The 16,310-nt window shown below is 61.0% G+C and carries 11 protein-coding genes; 5 read left to right on the top strand and 6 right to left on the bottom strand.

Features of this window, described 5'->3' with window-relative positions; genetic code table 11:
- Positions 1-163 precede the first annotated feature (163 nt).
- The 5 genes from arcD to JQF37_RS02385 all read left to right on the top strand — a co-directional run bounded on the left by arcD (position 164) and on the right by JQF37_RS02385 (position 5,470).
- Positions 164-1,591 carry an arginine-ornithine antiporter gene (gene arcD / locus JQF37_RS02405; RefSeq protein ID WP_130204271.1) on the top strand — a complete coding sequence of 476 codons (1,428 nt, stop codon included), beginning with the start codon at positions 164-166 and terminating at the stop codon, positions 1,589-1,591.
- 34 nt (positions 1,592-1,625) lie between these two features.
- Positions 1,626-2,882, top strand: a complete 1,257-nt coding sequence (arcA, locus tag JQF37_RS02400; protein WP_130204270.1) for an arginine deiminase — start codon at positions 1,626-1,628, stop codon at positions 2,880-2,882.
- Between the two features lie 68 nt (positions 2,883-2,950).
- The gene (locus JQF37_RS02395) at positions 2,951-3,961 is read left to right on the top strand and encodes an ornithine carbamoyltransferase (protein WP_090461679.1); all 1,011 of its coding nucleotides are present in this window, start codon (positions 2,951-2,953) and stop codon (positions 3,959-3,961) included.
- 154 nt (positions 3,962-4,115) lie between these two features.
- The gene (arcC, locus tag JQF37_RS02390) at positions 4,116-5,045 is read left to right on the top strand and encodes a carbamate kinase (RefSeq protein ID WP_130204269.1); all 930 of its coding nucleotides are present in this window, start codon (positions 4,116-4,118) and stop codon (positions 5,043-5,045) included.
- Positions 5,046-5,107: 62 nt separating this feature from the next.
- Positions 5,108-5,470 (top strand): DUF5064 family protein, encoded by a 363-nt coding sequence (locus JQF37_RS02385; RefSeq protein ID WP_130204268.1) that lies wholly within the window; start codon positions 5,108-5,110, stop codon positions 5,468-5,470.
- Positions 5,471-5,611: 141 nt separating this feature from the next.
- Here the strand turns inward: JQF37_RS02385 and JQF37_RS02380 are convergent, their stop codons facing one another.
- From JQF37_RS02380 to JQF37_RS02355, 6 genes are all read right to left on the bottom strand, one after another.
- Entirely contained in the window at positions 5,612-7,249 is a 1,638-nt protein-coding gene (locus tag JQF37_RS02380; protein ID WP_130204406.1) for a fatty acid--CoA ligase, read from the bottom strand.
- A gap of 51 nt (positions 7,250-7,300) precedes the next feature.
- Positions 7,301-9,079, bottom strand: coding sequence for an acyl-CoA dehydrogenase C-terminal domain-containing protein (locus tag JQF37_RS02375; protein WP_130204266.1), 1,779 nt, complete (start codon positions 9,077-9,079; stop codon positions 7,301-7,303).
- 63 nt (positions 9,080-9,142) lie between these two features.
- Entirely contained in the window at positions 9,143-11,632 is a 2,490-nt protein-coding gene (locus JQF37_RS02370; RefSeq protein ID WP_130204265.1) for an MMPL family transporter, read from the bottom strand.
- 31 nt (positions 11,633-11,663) lie between these two features.
- A complete protein-coding gene (locus tag JQF37_RS02365; protein WP_130204264.1) occupies positions 11,664-12,737 on the bottom strand; it encodes a YCF48-related protein in 1,074 nt (357 codons plus the stop codon).
- Positions 12,738-12,802: 65 nt separating this feature from the next.
- Positions 12,803-14,161: a DUF1329 domain-containing protein gene (locus JQF37_RS02360; protein WP_130204263.1), complete on the bottom strand. Its 1,359-nt coding sequence runs from the start codon at positions 14,159-14,161 to the stop codon at positions 12,803-12,805.
- 39 nt (positions 14,162-14,200) lie between these two features.
- Positions 14,201-16,216 (bottom strand): DUF1302 domain-containing protein, encoded by a 2,016-nt coding sequence (locus tag JQF37_RS02355; protein ID WP_130204262.1) that lies wholly within the window; start codon positions 16,214-16,216, stop codon positions 14,201-14,203.
- Between the last annotated feature and the right edge of the window lie 94 nt (positions 16,217-16,310).

The following is a 16,310-nucleotide window of genomic DNA, read 5'->3' as shown; positions in this document are numbered from 1 at the left end:
GCCCTCTGGATAAGGCTTTTCCGGAGAAATCACTATGCCAATGAAATGAGCATAAGTCCTTCAAATTACAATGGAATGTACCCATGTACTGATCTAAGTCAGATGATTGAATTGCTAACAGAACTAATCTGTTGTCTCTCTTCTCCTGCATTGGAGTCATGCAATGTCTGAATCCCCCGGAAAACTGAAACTTGGTGCACTGGTTGCCCTGGTCGTCGGCTCGATGATTGGTGGCGGCATTTTCTCTTTGCCACAAAATATGGCCGTCAGTGCTGACGTCGGCGCCATTCTGATTGGTTGGGCAATTACCGCCGTAGGCATGTTGACGCTGGCCTTCGTGTTCCAGACCCTGGCCAACCGAAAGCCTGATCTGGACGCCGGGGTTTACGCTTATGCCAAGGCCGGTTTTGGCGACTACATGGGTTTCTCGTCCGCTTGGGGATACTGGATCAGTGCCTGGCTGGGCAACGTCGGTTACTTCGTTCTGTTGTTCAGCACGCTGGGGTATTTCTTCCCGATCTTCGGTGAAGGTAATACCGTGGCCGCCGTCATCGGCGCGTCAGTGCTGCTGTGGGCCGTGCATTTCCTCGTGTTGCAGGGGATCAAGGAAGCGGCGTTCATCAACCTGGTGACCACTGTCGCCAAGGTCGTGCCGCTGATGCTGTTCATGTTGATTACCTTGTTCGCCTTCAAACTGGACATCTTTACCGCTGACATCTGGGGCCTGAAAAACCCCGACCTGGGCAGTGTGATGAACCAGGTGCGCAACATGATGCTGGTCACCGTGTGGGTGTTCATCGGCATCGAAGGTGCGAGCATTTTCTCGGCGCGGGCGGAAAAACGCACCGATGTGGGTAAAGCCACCGTGATCGGTTTCATCACCGTGCTGCTGTTCCTGGTGCTGGTGAACGTACTGTCGCTGGGCGTCATGACCCAACCGGAACTGGCCAAGCTGCAGAACCCGTCGATGGCCGCCGTGCTGGAACACGTGGTGGGCCATTGGGGCGCGGTGCTGATCAGTGTCGGTCTGGTCATTTCGCTGCTCGGTGCATTGCTGTCATGGGTGCTGCTGTGCGCGGAGATCATGTTTGCCGCGGCCAAGGACCACACCATGCCGGCGTTCCTGCGCAAGGAAAACAGCAAGAATGTGCCGGTCAACGCCCTGTGGCTGACCAACGCCATGGTGCAACTGTTCCTGATCATCACCCTGTTCTCGGCCAGTACTTACCTGTCACTGATCTACCTGGCGACCTCGATGATTCTGGTGCCGTACCTGTGGTCGGCGGCCTATGCGTTGCTGTTGGCGGTACGCGGTGAGACTTATGAAAACGCGGCGGCCGAGCGCCGCAAAGACCTGCTTATCGGCGCTGTCGCCCTGATTTACGCGATCTGGCTGATCTACGCCGGCGGCGTCAAATACCTGCTGCTGTCCGCCCTGCTCTATGCGCCCGGCGTGATTCTGTTCGCCAAGGCCAAGATGGAAATCAACAAACCGGTTTTCACCAACGTCGAGAAGCTGATTTTCGCAGCCGTCGTCGTGGGCGCCCTGGTGGCGGCCTATGGGCTGTATGACGGCTTCCTGACCATGTAACAGCTGAATAATTGTCATCTGGAGGATCACGGTAATGACCACGGAAAAAGTTAAGTACGGCGTCCATTCCGAAGCCGGCAAGCTGCGCAAAGTCATGGTTTGCTCCCCCGGCCTGGCCCATCAGCGGCTGACCCCGAACAACTGTGACGAACTGCTTTTCGACGACGTGTTGTGGGTGGCTCAAGCCAAGCGCGACCATTTCGATTTCGTCACCAAAATGCGTGAGCGCGGCGTTGATGTGCTGGAAATGCACAACCTGTTGACCGACATCGTTGCCATTCCCGAAGCCCTGGACTGGATTCTGGAGCGCAAGATCACCGGCAATTCGGTCGGCCTGGGCCTGGTCAATGAAACGGGTTCATGGCTGCGCAGTCTGGAACCGCGCAAGATCGCCGAGTTCCTGATCGGTGGTGTGTCAGCCGATGACCTGCCGGACAGCTTCGGTGGCGAGACCATCAAGATGTTCCGCGATTTCCTCGGCCATTCCAGCTTCATTCTGCCGCCACTGCCCAACACCCAATTCACCCGTGACACTACCTGCTGGATCTACGGTGGCGTGACGCTCAACCCGATGTACTGGCCGGCGCGCCGTCAGGAAACACTGTTGACGACCGCCATCTACAAATTCCACCCCGAGTTCACCAACGCCGACTTCCAGATCTGGTACGGCGACCCTGACCAGGAACACGGCAGCTCCACCCTTGAAGGCGGCGACGTCATGCCTATCGGCAACGGCGTGGTCTTGATCGGCATGGGTGAACGCTCATCCCGTCAGGCTATCGGCCAACTGGCGGTCAACCTGTTCAAGAACAAAGCCGTCGAGAAAGTGATCGTCGCCGGCCTGCCAAAATCCCGCGCAGCGATGCACCTGGACACGGTGTTCAGCTTCTGCGACCGCGACCTGGTGACAATTTTCCCGGAAGTGGTGAACCAGATCGTTGCCTTCACCCTGCGCCCGGACGAAAGCAAGCAAGGCGGCATCGACATTCGTCGCGAAAAAACCAACTTCCTCGACACCGTGGCCAAGGCCCTCAATCTGAAAACACTGCGCGTCGTGGAAACCGGCGGCAACAGCTTCGCCGCCGAACGTGAACAGTGGGACGACGGTAACAACGTGGTCGCCATGGAACCTGGCGTGGTCGTCGGCTATGACCGCAACACCTACACCAACACCCTGCTGCGCAAGGCCGGGGTCGAGGTCATCACCATCAGCGCCGGCGAACTCGGCCGCGGCCGTGGCGGTGGCCACTGCATGACCTGCCCGATCATTCGCGACCCGATCGATTACTAACCTATAAACCTCGGTCCGTACTTACCGAGTGCGGACCCAGGGGATAACCGACACCCTGGAGATCCAAAATGGCGTTCAACATCCATAACCGCAATCTGCTGAGCCTGGAACACCACACCCCTCGCGAATTGCGTTATCTGCTCGACCTGTCTCGCGACCTCAAGCGGGCCAAATACACCGGCACGGAACAGCAACACCTCAAGGGCAACAACATTGCGCTGATCTTCGAAAAGACCTCGACCCGCACCCGCTGCGCCTTCGAAGTCGCTGCCTATGATCAGGGCGCCAATGTCACCTACATCGACCCCAACTCTTCGCAGATCGGCCACAAGGAAAGCATGAAGGACACCGCCCGGGTGCTCGGGCGCATGTACGACGCCATCGAATACCGTGGCTTCAAACAGGAAATCGTCGAAGAGCTGGCCAAGTTTGCCGGCGTCCCGGTGTTCAACGGCCTGACCGATGAATATCACCCGACGCAAATGATCGCCGACGTGCTGACCATGCGTGAACACGCCGACAAGCCGATCCATGAAATCAGCTACGCCTACCTCGGCGATGCGCGTAACAACATGGGCAACTCGCTGTTGCTGGTGGGCGCCAAGCTCGGTATGGACGTGCGCATTTGCGCGCCCAAAGCCCTGTGGCCGGCGGACGACCTGGTGGGTCGCTGCAAAAAATACGCGGAAGAAAGCGGTGCCCGCATCACCCTGACCGAGGACCCGAAAGCTGCGGTCAAAGGCGTGGACTTCATCCACACCGACGTTTGGGTATCCATGGGCGAACCGGTCGAGGCCTGGGCCGAACGCATCAAGCAACTGCTGCCGTATCAGGTTAACGCCGAACTGATGAAAGCCACCGGCAACCCGCGCACCAAGTTCATGCATTGCCTGCCCGCGTTCCACAACAGCGATACCAAGGTCGGCAAGCAGATTGCCGAACAGTATCCGCACCTGGCCAACGGCATCGAAGTGACGGACGACGTGTTTGAGTCACCGGCCTGCATCGCCTTCGAGCAAGCGGAAAACCGCATGCACACGATCAAGGCGATTCTGGTGTCGACTCTGGCGGACCTCTAAAGAACGGAGCCCGGTCAATGTGGGAGCGAGCCTGCTCGCGAATGCGGTGCAACAGGCGATTTAGATGTCGACTGACACGCCCTCTTCGCGAGCAGGCTCGCTCCCACAAGGGTTCGGGTTGTTTGTGACTTCTCTGTTTAGAAGGACATGCACCATGCGAATCGTCGTTGCTCTGGGCGGTAACGCCCTGCTTCGCCGGGGTGAACCGATGACCGCTGACAACCAGCGCGCCAACATCCGGGTCGCCACCGAACAGATCGCCAAGATCCATCCCGGCAACGAACTGGTCATCGCCCACGGCAATGGCCCTCAAGTCGGCCTGCTGTCGCTGCAAGCGGCGGCCTACACCTCGGTGTCGCCTTACCCGCTGGACGTGCTGGGTGCCGAAACCGAAGGCATGATCGGCTACATCATCGAACAGGAGCTGGGTAACCTGCTGGACTTCGAAGTGCCCTTCGCCACGCTGTTGACCCAGGTCGAAGTGGACGCCAATGACCCGGCGTTCCAGAAGCCCAGCAAACCCATCGGACCGGTGTACACCAAGGCCGAGGCGGAAAAACTCGCCGCCGAAAAAGGCTGGGCCATCGCTCCGGACGGCGACAAATTCCGCCGCGTGGTCGCCAGCCCCAGACCGAAGCGCATCTTCGAAATCCGCCCGATCAAGTGGCTGCTGGAGAAAGGCAGCATCGTGATCTGTGCCGGCGGTGGCGGTATTCCGACCCTGTACACGGCGTCCGGAAAACTCGAAGGCGTCGAAGCGGTGATCGACAAAGACCTGTGCTCGGCGCTGCTGGCCGAACAGCTCGAAAGCGATCTGCTGGTGATCGCCACCGACGTCAATGCGGCGTACATCGACTTCGGCAAGCCTGGCCAGAAAGCCATCGCCCAGGCTCACCCGGATGAACTGGAACGTCAGGGTTTTGCCGCCGGGTCAATGGGGCCAAAGGTGCAGGCAGCCTGCGAATTTGCCCGTCATACTGGAAAGGTCGCGGTGATTGGCTCGCTCTCGGACATCGAAGCGATCGTCCAGGGCAAGGCCGGCACTCGCGTCAGTACGGCGACACCCGGTATCAGCTATCGATAAACATGAAGCGGGCAGACTGCTGACCTGCCCGCATTTAAGGCTTGTTGGAAGGAGAGATAACAATGGCTACGTTCGAGCCCGGTCACTTGCACATCGAGCGTCATGCGCTGACCACGGATGACGTCAGCTACAACATTTACATCGACTACGAAGTCACTCAGGACCCCAAGGACGGTAAAGGGATGCAGTTCAAGGTGCACGGCACCATTTTCGACAAGGAATTCGAAGAGACTTTCTATCTACCCAAGGACCAGGCTTACAATTTCGCCAGCAACTTCACGAAAATTGTAGAGAAATACGGTATTCCAAAGATCTACAGCCAGATCGGCTCGCAACACAAGTTTTACGACCTCATGTTCGAGGATGTGCGGGTGAAACTGAACATGCAGTCGGGCGACCCGGTCAACCCCGAACACCTGGGATGACCCACCGCCCCCCTGTAGGAGCGAGCCTGCTCGCGATGGTGGTCAACGATAACGCGGGGAACCTGATACCCAACGGTCCTTTGAGTTCATCGTCGGAACGCCGCCCGGAGCAGGCTCGCTCCTACAAGGGCGCATCGTCGCCTATTGGCTTAATTCCTGTTCACGGATCAACCGCTTGTTGATCTTCCCGACACTGGTCTTGGGTATGTCGGCCACCAGCCTGATCTGCCGGGGAATCGCCCATTTGTTGATGCGGCCACTCTCGACATACTGATGCAGATGAGCCACCAGCATTTCAGCCGTGATGCCTTCTGACACCACCAGGGCCACCGGTCGCTCACCCCACTGCGGGTCCGGAACGCCCACGACCGCGACCGAGCTGACGGCCGGATGCTCGCTGATCAGGCTCTCCAGTTCCAGCGAGCTGATCCACTCCCCGCCCGTCTTGATCACGTCTTTGATCCGGTCCTTGATCTCCACGACGCCCATGGGGTCGATGGAGCCGATGTCACCGGTATGCATCCAGCCGTTTTCCCACAGTTGCGCGCCTTGCTCGGGTGCGTTCAGGTAGCCCTGGGTCAACCAGGGTGCACGCACCACGATCTCGCCGAGCGCCTCGCCATCCTGCACCACCTCGTTGCCGCTGGCATCGATGATGCGCAAGTCGACCATCGGCACCGCCACCCCGGTCTTGATCCGCGCGGCCACCTGATCCGCCGCCGGTTGTTCCAGCTCGGCCTCACTCAGGTGCGTCAGGCACAGCAACGGACAGGTCTCGGACATGCCGTAGCCGCTATGCACACGCATGCCCCGTGCGGTCGCCTGGGCGGCAAGCCCATGGGTCAACGCGCTGCCGCCCAGGAGCATTTTCCAGCCGCTGAAGTCAGTCGCGGCGGCTTCGTCGCAAGCCAGGATCATTTGCAGGATCGTCGGCACGCAATGGGAAAAGCTGACCTGCTCCTCGCGGTACAACCTGACCAGGCTGTTGGGTTCATAGCGCCCCGGGTAAACCTGCTTGATCCCCATCAATGTCGCGACATAGGGCACGCCCCAGGCATGCACATGAAACATCGGCGTGATCGGCATGTAGACATCGTCGGAGCGCAACAATGGCAAACCCTGATACACGCCGAGGGTGCCGACGGCATTGAGCGTGTGCAAGACCAACTGGCGATGGGAAAAATAAACGCCCTTGGGGTCGCCCGTCGTGCCGGTGGTGTAGAACAGCGTGGCGACCGAATGCTCATCGAAATCGGGGAAATCGAAGCGCGGTTCAGCCTGCGCCAACAGACTTTCGTATTCCCCCAGCACCGGTAACCCAGTCGACGGCGCGTCCTGATCGGTGAGCTGAATGTAGCCTTTGACGGTTGTCAGCTGATCGTGGACCTGCTCCATCAGTGGCAGAAAATCGTCATGCACCAGCACCAGATCATCTTCGGCGTGGTTCATGGTGTAGAGAACCTGCTCCGCAGACAGGCGGATATTCACCGTGTGCAGCACCGCGCCAAGCATCGGCACGGCGAAAAAACACTCCAGATACCGATGGCTGTCCCAATCCAGCAGGGCCACGGTATCACCGGCCTTGACGCCCGCTTGCGTGAGCGCGCTGGCCAATCGCTGGATGCGCTCATTCAGTGTCCGGTAGCTGTAGCGCAACTTGTCCGCGTAGACGATTTCCTGATCGGGCGCATAGCGAGCGCCCGAGAGCAACAGGCTCTTGATCAACAAGGGGTAGCTATAAGCGCCTGGCGCGGGGGCGAGTATTTTTGTTTTCACCACGGTGAAGTCTTCCTGATGCGGTTGATTGGAGATCATCTCCGGTTCACGGGGTCAGAACTGATCGGCGTCGAGCAAGTACAGTGAATCGCTACCGGCCTTGACCGACGCAGCCAGCGACTGCACGCGCGGCAGCAGGCGGGCGAAGTAGAACCGCGCCGTGCCCAGTTTGCTGGCGTAGAAGTCGTCCTGCGCTTCCCTGCTCACCGAAGCCTTGGCCATCAGCGCCCACATGTAGGCGTAGGCGGTGTAGCCGAAGGCGTGCAGGTACTCGACCGACGCCGCGCCGATTTCGTTGGGGTTGTTTTTCGAACGGTCGAGCAGCCATGCAGTGAGTTCGTCGAGGTTGTCCAGGGCGCTGTTCAACGGTCTGGTGAACTCCGCGAGGTCGGCGCAAGCGGTGGCGGTGAAATGGCGAATCTCGTCAGCGAACAGTTTGTACAGCTCACCGCCGGTGCCCACCACTTTGCGTCCAACCAGGTCCAGCGCCTGAATGCCGTTGGTGCCTTCGTAGATCTGGGTGATGCGCACGTCGCGCACCAGTTGCTCCTGGCCCCATTCGCGGATGTAACCGTGGCCGCCGAAGATCTGCTGGCCATGAATCGTGGTCTCCAGCCCCATATCGGTGAGGAACGCCTTGGCCACCGGGGTCAGCAACGCCACCAGGCCTTCCGCGCGCTGGCGGGTTGCGGTGTCTTCGCTGAACCTGGCGGTGTCCAGTTGCATGGCCACGTACGTCGAGAAGGCGCGCCCGCCTTCGTTTGCAGCTTTCATGGTCAGCAGCATGCGCCGCACGTCCGGGTGGACGATGATCGGGTCGGCCACTGTGTCCTTGCTCTGCGCGCCGCTCGGCGAACGGCTTTGCAGACGGTCGCGGGCGTATTCAACGGCGTTCTGATACGAGCGCTCACCCGTGGCCAGGCCTTGAATGCCAACGCCCAGACGCTCGTAGTTCATCATGGTGAACATCGCCGCCAGGCCCCTGTTCGGCGCATCGACGATCCAGCCGGTGGCGCCGTCAAAATTCATCACGCAGGTGGCGGACGCCTTGATCCCCATCTTGTGTTCGATCGAACCACAGGACAGCGCGTTTCGCGGCCCCAGGCTGCCATCGGCATTGACCATGAACTTCGGCACCAGGAACAGCGAAATGCCCTTCGGCCCGGCCGGTGCATCCGGCAGTTTGGCCAGCACCAGGTGAATGATGTTTTCGGTCAGGTCCTGCTCGCCGCCGGTGATGAAGATCTTGGTGCCGCTGACCTTGTAGGAGCCGTCGGCCTGAGGTTCAGCCTTGGTGCGGATGATGCCCAGGTCGGTACCCGCGTGCGGTTCGGTCAGGCACATGGAACCGGCCCAGATGCCGGCGTACATGTTCGGCAGGAAGGCGGACTTCAGTTCTTCGCTGGCATGGGCCTTGATCGCCAGACAGGCGCCAGCGGTGAGCATCGGATACAGGCCGAAAGACAGATTGGCGCCGTTGACCATTTCCTCGACCTGCGCACCGATCACCTTGGGCATGCCCATGCCGCCGTAGGCCGGGTCACCACCGACACCGCCCCAGCCGCCTTCGGCAAAGGCGCGATAGGCTTGCGCAAAACCGTCAGGGGTGGACACTTCGCCGTTGTTCCAGGCGCAACCCTGCTCGTCGCCACTGCGACTGAGCGGTGCGATCAGTTCTGCACTGATCTTGCCGGCTTCTTCAAGGATCGCATTGGCGGTTTCTTCGTCCACCACCTCGGCCAGGGCCGGCATCGCCGCCCACAGGCGGGAGACTTTGAAAACTTCGTTGAGTACGAAACGGATATCGCGCAGGGGCGCTTTGTAGTCAGCCATATTTGAAATACTCAGGCAATGTCAGGGCATTCAACATGCCCTGGTCAATGGAAGTGCGAAGGGTTAATGGTTTGCGCCCACAAGCTCCGCAGTGCGTTCGGTGGTGCTTGCGGGTACGGGGGTGATGTTGCGCAGCAGGAAACAGGACAGCGCCGGGATCAGGATCAATGCGCCGAGCATGTTCCAGATGAACATGAAGGTCAGCAGGATGCCCATGTCGGCCTGGAACTTGATCGGCGACCAGGCCCAGCACACCACACCCGCCGCCAGGGTGATGCCGACCAGCCCCACCACCCGGCCAGTGAAGGACACGGCATTACGGTAGGCCTGTGCCAACGGCATGCCCTGGCGCTGGTAGTGCAACTGCACGCTGAGCAAATACAGCGCGTAGTCGACACCGATCCCCACACCCAGCGCGATCACCGGCAGCGTCGCGACCTTGACACCGATCCCCATGATCACCATCAGCGCCTCGCAGAGGATCGACGTCAGCACCAGCGGCAGCAGCGCCACCAGCGTGGCACGCCAGCTGCGGAAGGTGATCAGGCAGAACAGCGTCACCGCTGCATAGACGTACAGCAGCATCGTGTGGTTGGCCTCGCGCACGACGATATTGGTCGCCGCTTCGATACCGGCGGTGCCGGCGGCCAGCAGGAACTGGCGGTCCGGCGTGCTGTTTTCCCGGGCGAACTTGTCGGCGATGGCGACCACCGCGTCCAGCGTCTCGGCCTTGTGGTCCTTGAGGAAAGCGATCACCGGCATCACCGAACAGTCGGTGTTGAACAGTTCCGGGGCATTGACCGAGGCCTGCTGCGCCGCGTAGTTCAGCACGTTCTGGTTGCGCTGGATGCTGTTGAGTTTGGGATTGCCCTCGAACGAACCGGCGGTGATCTGCCGCACTGCGTTGACCAGCGAAGAGGTCGCCTGCACGCCCGGGTATTGCTGCAGCTCCCAGGCCAGGCGGTCGGCCAGAACCAGCGTCTGATAATTCAGGCAACCTTCGGGTGCGGTCTTGATCATCACCGCGAACAGATCACTGGACAGCGCATAGTGGCTGGTGATGTAGGCGTTATCGCGGTTATAGCGCGAGTCGGCGCGCAGCTCCGGGGCGCCGCTGTCGAGGTCGCCGATCTGCAGGTGCTGGCTGACCATGAAGCCCGCGATGCCCAGCGCCACGGCGCCGAGCACGATGCCCGTGGCCCACTTGCGCGTGGTGAAGCGATCGAGAAAATCCCACAGCTTGCCGAAGCCGCGGCTCTCATCGGCGCGGGTGTCAATCTTCAGCGCACGCTCGGCGGCCTTGCGCCCGACACCGATGTAGGACAGCGCCACCGGCATCAGTAGCAGCGAGGTGAAGATCAACACGGCCACGCCGATACTGGCGGTGATGGCCAGGTCCTGGATCACCGGAATGTCGATCAGCATCAGCACCGCGAAACCCACCGCGTCGGCCAGCAACGCGGTGACCCCGGCAATGAACAAGCGGCGGAAGGTGTAGCGCGCCGCGATCAGTTTATGGGTGCCACGGGCGATGTCCTGCATGATGCCGTTCATCTTCTGCGCCGCGTGGGACACACCGATGGCGAAGATCAGGAACGGCACCAGCACCGAGTACGGATCGATGGCATAGCCCAGCCAGGCGACAATGCCCAATTGCCAGACCACCGCCGTCAGCGAACAGAAGATCACCAGCAGCGTGCTGCGCAGGCAGCGGGTGTAGAGGTAAATGATGATGAACGAGGTGACCACGGCCAGGCCGAAGAACATCATCACCTGGATCAGGCCGTCGATCAGGTCGCCGATCAACTTGGCAAAACCGATCACCCGCACCTTGTACTTGCCCTTGCCCTCCTCCCCGGCCTTGCGTGCCTTGCTGTCGCCGGCAAACTCGATCTTGTCACGCAGCTGTTGTTCGAGGAGCTGCGCAAACGGGTAGTAATTGATGCCGTGACCGGTCGCCGAGGCTTTGTCCAGCAGCGGCACGATCAACATGGTCGATTTGAAATCGCTGGCCACCAGGCTGCCGACGATGCCGGCGCGGTTGATGTTCTGGCGCAGCTGTTCGATGTCTGCGGGCGAACCCTGGTACGCATCGGGCATCACCGGGCCGCCCTGGAAGCCTTCCTCGGTGACTTCATTCCAGCGTACCGCCGGGCTCCACAAGGACTTCATCCAGGCGCGGTCGACACCTTCGGTGAGGAACAGATCGTCATTGACCTGCTTGAGCACGGCCAGATAGTCGGGGTCGAAGATATCGCCCTGGGTGTTTTCCACCACCACCCGCACCGAGCTGCCCAGGCCGCGCAACGATTTGCGGTTCTCGAGGAAGTTCTGAATGTAGGGCTGGCTCTGCGGAATCATTTTTTCGAAGCTGGGGCGCAGCTCCAGGCGAGTGGCCGCCATGTAGCCCAGCACCAGGGTGATCAAGGCCATGACCAGCATGAACAGCGGACGGTAGTTGAAGACCCAGCGCTCCAGGCGGTTGCCGGAGTTCCGATCGAAGTCACGCATGTGGCGGATCACCGGCATGGTGTCTTGCTTGAGGTTGCCCATGTCAGGGTTCTCGCTCTAGTGAATCCAGTTCTTATTTGACGTCGAGTGCGCGCACGCCACGGCTGCCGACCAATACGAGCCCGCCGTTGGGCGCTGTGATCGCGCCGGCGGCCGGCGAGATGTCTTTTCGGGGCTGCGGCTGGAGGTGCGCGCCATCGTCGGTGCTAACCAATAGCTGTCCTGCCTGGCTTAACAGTCGGTAGTGCCCTTCGGCATCCAGAGTGGCCGCCGTGAGGCTGACTTGCAGGCCGGTACTGAGCGCCGTCCAGCTGGCGCCACCGTCGACGCTGCGGAACACGTGCCCGCGCAGGCCATACACCAGCACTTCGCCGGGCTTGCCGATCACACCGAAAAAGCTGCCCTGGTAGGGCGAATCCAGCGCCACGAAACGCTGCTTGGGTTCATCCCATTTGAGCAGCAGCCCCTGTTCGCCAACGATGAACAGCCCATCCCCCGTGGAGGCGATGGCGTTGAGATGCAGACTCTGCGGGTTATCGGTGCGGTCCTGAAACGGCGTCCAGTGCCGGCCGCCATCTTCGGTACGCAAAATCAGGTTGAACACGCCGACCACATAGCCGACTTTTTCATTGGCGAACCAGACGTCGAGCAGCGGCTTGTCGGCGCCCTCCTCGACCAGCCGCTGACCATCCGCGGCCAGCTGCGCCCATTGTTCGTTGGCCGGTTCGGCACTGGCGAGCGCACCGTAATGCGTGACCAGCAAGGCACCGATCTGGCGCCCGTCCAGTTGCTTGCTCCAGGTCGCGCCGGCATCGCTGCTGTGCAGGATCACGCCGTCGTTACCGACCGCCCAGCCCTGGGTGGGCGAAGGGAAGTTCACGGCGTTGAGGTCGGCACTGACCGGCACGGTGGCCTGCTGCCAGGCGTTGCCGTTGTCATCGGAGTAGAGAATGTGGCCTCGCTGCCCGACCGCGACCAGTCGTTCACCCGCACGGGCCGCGCCGAGCAACGGGCTGTGCGCGGCCAGGGCGCTGGGCCTGGCTGGCAGGTCCAGCACGTCGACGTAACCGGCCGCCTGGGTGAAGCCCTGGAGCACAGCCAGTGTGGCGCCCAGCGCCAACTGCAGGTACTTCTTGTACGAACACATACTGCGTCCTCTTGGAAAGACCGCGCCGGGCACACCTCATGTGCACCCGGCGTCGAACACGGCGCTTAGCGAATGCCGGCGCCTGCCAGGGACTCCGGCGACCACTGCGCCTTGGACAGCGAGTCGATGTAGCGGATACCGCCGTAAGGCCCGACCACACCGTTGATGTTGTAGGAACCACCGACCAGGTCGTAGATCATGAAGGGCGTGGAGTCCGGCACCTGCTTGTCATAGCTCTGGCTGAGGAAGGCAAAGGAGCCACGGTAGAGCTGACCACGTGCGTCGTACTGGTCGGAGGCCAGAGCGGCCCAGCTGTCTTCATCCAGGTAGAAGCGACGCTTCTGGTAGACATGGCGTGCGCCGGCCTTGAGGTTGCCCTCGACCACCCACACGCGGTGTTTTTCCCAGCGCACGAAATCGGGGGCAAGGTGATTCGGCATGGTCAGGCTTTTCGGGTCCTGGGCGTAGGTCAGCTTGTAGGTGTTGTACGGCACGATCATTTCCTGCTTGCCGACCAGCTTCCAGTCGTAGCGATCCAGCGCACCGTTGAACACGAACACGTCGTCGTAAGTACCGGCACCGGCGGTACCCGGGTTCGGCGTGTCGTAGGCCAGGTTCGGTGCCAGCTTGACGCGGCGCTGACCCGGCAGGTACTGCCATGCGCGGCGCGGCTGCTGCAGCGGGTTGGCGGCGTCCTTGAGCATGATCGACTCACCGGCGCGGCGTGCCGGTCCGGTGTAATACAGCTTCATCTGGTAGTACACGTCGGCACTGCTGATGGTCTGCGCCAGGTTTTCGTAGATCGGGTACGTGATGAACGCCTGCCCGGTGGTCGCCAGGCTCGGTACACCGGCCGAGTCGACGTTCCAGGAGTCGTACTTGGAGTTGATGTTGACGCCCTGATAACGCAGCAGGAAGTTCCACATCGCCTCGCTGCCCGATTGCGGGATCGGGAACGGCACGCCCGGCAAGACGTTGTCGATGGCCAGGCCGCCTTCAAGGGACTTGGCGCCGCTGGCGTTCTTCACGCTGTTGTCCAGCACCGCCTGGGGCAATGCAACGGTGCGGTGGGTCGGGTAGACATCGACACGGAAGGTCGGGAAGCGCTTGGCCAGCTCCACGGTGGTGGCAGTGAGCATGCCTTTGTACTGATCAACGTTTTTACCGTCGATGACCAGTACCGGCTTTTCACTGGCGAAGGGGTCCGGGCGCATGCTGTCGCCTGCCTTGAAGCTGGCCGGGGCCGTGGTCAGCCCGCCGGCATAGGCGGGAATGGCACCATCGGCGCTGGCGGCCTTTTCGGCCCCCACCAGGGTCAGGCTGCTGCCCAGTTTGGCAGCCTCCTGCGTCGAAACGGCGGCCTGCGCCTGGGCGCCAATGGCCATGACCAGGGAAGCGGCCAGCAAGGTTTGCACGAATTTCATGGGGTCATACTCCTGCTTAGTGACTAAGCATTGGGTGAATCAAAAGGTGGTTTTCAGCGTCAGGTACAGGGCGCCACGGTCTTCGGTGGTCGCACCGCCACCCGAGAAGGCTGAATAGCCACCGGCGTAGCACGCATAGTTTTCGTTACCGCTGAAGGCGTTCGGCGTGGAGCCGTCGCCGCTTCCGGCATTGGCAGCACCGGTGCTGTTGCCGCTGACATTGCACTTGTCGGTCTTGCCGAAGGAGTCCACGTACTTGAGGTCGACGAAGTACTTGTTGTAAACCGCGGCACCGACGCCGAACGCGTAGTTGCCGGTGTCCTTGGCGCCGCCGCCGGAGACCGGAGACACGCCAGCGAGGCCGACGTTGACCGACATCGGCAGAGTCATGTCGACGCCCGGAAACACCTGATACCAGGTCGGGGTGAAGTTGACGGCAATGCCCCAGTTGTCGCGGGTCGGCGCATCGATACCGCGATAGGTGCTCTTGCCTTTGTAGAGCACCTCGTTCTTGCTATCGAGCTTGAGCAGGTTGCTGTAATACAGCTCGGCGAGCAGGGTCGCCGAATCGTATACCGGCGTTTTCGGCAGGCTCATCAGACCGTTGAGTGTCCAGTGCAGCGTGTCACCGGTGGCGCTCATGCTGTCGCCATCGTGCGGGGTGTCATAGATCACGCCGCTGGCCGCCGAACGCGCCGGCAACAGGCCAAGACCCTGACCCAGTCCGAGCGGGCTGCTGGTGCTGACGATCGCCGGAATACTGGCCAGGGGCATGTTGTGCCGGATGTTCAGGTCACTGCCGACGCTGATGCCGCCGATGTCCTTGGACAGGCTCAAGCCGAAGATGTCGATCTTGTCGGAATAGGCCAGTTGATAGGTGGCGGTGCTCAGGGAGTTCAGGGTATTGACCACCGCCGGCACCTGGCCCGCTGGCCGCGTACCGTTCGGGTTGACCGAGCTCACGCCTCGGGCGTCGAGCCAGGCTTGCGGCAAGATGTCCGACGTCTGGCGGTAGTAGAAGCCCAGCGTACCGTCCAGCCAGGCGGGCGACCATTTGGCCATGACGCCCCAATCGCCTGAATTGCGCGGTGTCAGGTCATCGCCGCGGCGCACGTTGGTCAGGCCGTTGCAGGGCGCGATGCCACAACCGAGCGGGCTGCCCGGCGTCACGGAGTTGGTATTGCCCAGCAGGAACGACTGCGCGCCGAAGCCCACCAGGTCGGAACCGCCATAGTAGGTCCCGGCCTCGGGCAGGCGCGCCGCATCCCAATCGAGGAAATACTGGGCGCCCACCGTCAATTCGGGATTAAGGGTGAAGGTCATCGAGAGCTGATTGCGCGGAACGAACAGTTCCTTGGCTTCGGTCCCAGGCGACGCGGCCAGCTTGGCCAGGTCCAGGCCGGACTGGCCGTAGCTGATCGAATGCACCGGGTTGAGGATGGTTTCACCCCAGAACACGTTGTGTTGCCCGGCCTTGACGCTGAACATCGACTCATCGCCCACCTCGGTGCTGTAGAACACGAAGGCATCGAGGATTTCCCCGGAAGGTCCGTTGTAATAACGCTGGGCATAGTTGCTCAGGTGCGGGCTGCCGAAGCCGACGTTGTCGTTGGTAACCGCCGCCAGGCGCGGGTCATTGGCGACCAGGCCGGAAGTGCCGCCATTGCCGTTGACGAACGGGTTGGAATTGGAACCGGTGTTTTCATACGCCTTGTCGTACCAGCTCGCGGCACTGACCCGAAAGCCCATGCTTTGCTGGTAGACCACATCCATTTCGGTCAACAGATCGACGCGGTTGGTGATGTTGGTCCCGGCCTTGCGAAAGTTGTAATCACCGTCGTTATTGTTGGGGGTCGCCAACATGCGCTTGTCGGCGCCTTCGGTGCGCACGCCGTAGTTGTACTTCACGGTGTTATCGAAACGTACCGACCAGTCAGGGTTGCCGGTATCCACTTCGACGGCGTGAGCGACCGGCATGGACGCCGCCAGAATGGCCAGGGCCAACAGACTGTGTCGCGAAGGAAGTGTGTGGCTGTGACTCTTATTGTTATGCATTACGTTGTCTCCGCCATGTTGTACTTGTTTTTTAAGCGCAGCTTTCCTTGCACAGGCCCTGCTGAGAGGCCTGCGTTTTTTTCACGCGTTAGAG

Origin of the sequence: Pseudomonas sp. MIL9 (genome assembly GCF_016887925.1) — a bacterium.
Classification (GTDB): Bacteria; Pseudomonadota; Gammaproteobacteria; order Pseudomonadales; family Pseudomonadaceae; genus Aquipseudomonas; species Aquipseudomonas mohnii.
Note: the sequence above shows the minus strand (reverse complement) of the source record. Positions and strands in the feature narration are given on the sequence as shown.

Excerpts from the sequence above, each read along its gene's own strand:
- arcD (WP_130204271.1), top strand. The coding sequence starts at position 164 with ATGTCTGAATCCCCCGGAAAACTGAAACTTGGTGCACTGGTTGCCCTG.
- arcA (WP_130204270.1), top strand. The coding sequence starts at position 1,626 with ATGACCACGGAAAAAGTTAAGTACGGCGTCCATTCCGAAGCCGGCAAG.
- JQF37_RS02395 (WP_090461679.1), top strand. The coding sequence starts at position 2,951 with ATGGCGTTCAACATCCATAACCGCAATCTGCTGAGCCTGGAACACCAC.
- arcC (WP_130204269.1), top strand. The coding sequence starts at position 4,116 with ATGCGAATCGTCGTTGCTCTGGGCGGTAACGCCCTGCTTCGCCGGGGT.
- JQF37_RS02385 (WP_130204268.1), top strand. The coding sequence starts at position 5,108 with ATGGCTACGTTCGAGCCCGGTCACTTGCACATCGAGCGTCATGCGCTG.
- JQF37_RS02375 (WP_130204266.1), bottom strand. The coding sequence starts at position 9,079 with ATGGCTGACTACAAAGCGCCCCTGCGCGATATCCGTTTCGTACTCAAC.
- JQF37_RS02370 (WP_130204265.1), bottom strand. The coding sequence starts at position 11,632 with ATGGGCAACCTCAAGCAAGACACCATGCCGGTGATCCGCCACATGCGT.
- JQF37_RS02365 (WP_130204264.1), bottom strand. The coding sequence starts at position 12,737 with ATGTGTTCGTACAAGAAGTACCTGCAGTTGGCGCTGGGCGCCACACTG.
- JQF37_RS02360 (WP_130204263.1), bottom strand. The coding sequence starts at position 14,161 with ATGAAATTCGTGCAAACCTTGCTGGCCGCTTCCCTGGTCATGGCCATT.
- JQF37_RS02355 (WP_130204262.1), bottom strand. The coding sequence starts at position 16,216 with ATGCATAACAATAAGAGTCACAGCCACACACTTCCTTCGCGACACAGT.